Source organism: Parabacteroides sp. Y3-G-102 (assembly GCF_023656845.1).
In the GTDB taxonomy this organism is placed as follows: Bacteria; Bacteroidota; Bacteroidia; order Bacteroidales; family Tannerellaceae; genus Parabacteroides; species Parabacteroides distasonis.
Genome location: NZ_JAMOKU010000101.1, coordinates 1 through 1,518 on the forward strand (window position 1 = coordinate 1; position 1,518 = coordinate 1,518).

At 48.2% G+C, this 1,518-nt stretch carries 2 protein-coding genes; both read left to right on the top strand.

The window, feature by feature from the left end:
- The first annotated feature begins 55 nt into the window (after window positions 1–55).
- A complete protein-coding gene (locus NBH16_RS23205) occupies window positions 56–433 on the top strand; it encodes a transposase (protein WP_005862367.1) in 378 nt (125 codons plus the stop codon).
- Window positions 434–459: 26 nt separating this feature from the next.
- Window positions 460–1,422, top strand: coding sequence for an IS3 family transposase (locus NBH16_RS23210; RefSeq protein WP_009018803.1), 963 nt, complete (start codon window positions 460–462; stop codon window positions 1,420–1,422).
- Window positions 1,423–1,518 lie beyond the last annotated feature (96 nt).

A 1,518-nucleotide genomic window follows, 5' to 3' on the forward strand; every position in this document is an offset into this window, starting at 1 on the left:
TGTCTTATGCTGATATAGGTAGACACATTCAATAACAATAAAATGTGTAATTATTATGCGCAAAAAACATGAGCATTACAGCGAAGAAGAGAAATTGCATCTTCTTCATTCTTATTATCAATCCGGCATGAGCAAAACCAGTTTTTGCAAACAACATGGTATTAGTGGGATAACTTTGTTAAATAAATGGCTGGCGAAGTATGAATCAGTGGTAAAAGAGGTATCTTTGGCTCCGTGTCAAGCCCCTACGGATATGAGCGATCGAAGCAAAGAGGATTACCATGATGAAAACGCGCGACTCAAGAAGCGTGTTAAGGAGTTGGAGAAGGCCCTTGCCTTCTCCCGGTTGGAAACCGAGGCCCGTGATTTAATGATCACGCGTGCGGAAGAGTATTTTAACATTCCCATCAGAAAAAAACCTGGGGCCAAATAGTAACGGAACTGGTCAGGCTTCGCAAGATGAAAGTAGCGCCAGCCTGCCGTCTGTTTGGCCATTGTCGTCAAGCCTATTACCAGTCCAAGGCTGACATTGGGAGCCATGTGAAGAATGAACGTCTCATGCTGGATACCGTACGTGAGATACGTGGCGAGGATCCCGGTATCGGTGGTTACAAGCTGTGGATCATGCTCACCGCCCTCTTCGGAGAGAGGTTCATGCCCGGTCGCGACAGCTTCTACACGCTGCTTCGTCGACACCGCCTGATGCTTCCTCCGCGCAAAGCCAGGGGCACAACCAATTCCAACCATCGTTACCATAAGTGGAAGAACTTGATAAAGGGCTTTGTCCCAACCTCTCCCAATCAACTGTGGGTTAGCGATATTACCTATATACCGCTTGCCGGCGGAGACGTCTGTTACCTGCATCTGGTCACGGATGCTTATTCCCATAAGATAGTGGGATGGGTACTGGCTGATAGCTTGCGTGCCTCAGCCACGCTTGAGGCGTTGCGGCAGGCCATAGACCAGGCCGTTGAGATGACAGGGAGTGAAAATCTGGAGGGCCTGATACACCACTCTGACCGTGGCGTGCAGTATTGTTGCGACGCGTACGTGGAGCGCCTTCGGCGGCATGGCATTGCCATCAGCATGACGGAAGACTACAAGCCCACGGACAATGCCGTGGCGGAACGTATCAATGGGATAATTAAAGTGGAACGCCTCTATAGGCAAGGGCTGTTCGAGACCATCGAGCGTGCCGCGAGCGTGATAGAGCGCTACATCTACTTCTACAACTACCGCCGACCGCACATGAGTGTCGGTTATAAAACCCCGGGCATAGTGCACGGGGAGAAGGAAACGCAAATAAAAATGTGGCGGAATAAAAGAAAACCCGTGAAAAGTAACGAGAAAGAGATGGATACGATAGCTTTGCAAAGCCGAACAACTAATCTCTCAGAAGGGCTCTGTTCGGCCCAGAGGTAATGTGTCTATGTTATCAGTATGAAGTTAAAAGAAGTGACTACTATATCAGTATTACTTTATAACTACTGTCTACTGATTACGTTTATAAACAAAAAA

Coding starts and splice junctions, on each gene's coding strand:
- NBH16_RS23205 (WP_005862367.1), top strand. CDS start 56: ATGCGCAAAAAACATGAGCATTACAGCGAAGAAGAGAAATTGCATCTT.
- NBH16_RS23210 (WP_009018803.1), top strand. CDS start 460: ATGAAAGTAGCGCCAGCCTGCCGTCTGTTTGGCCATTGTCGTCAAGCC.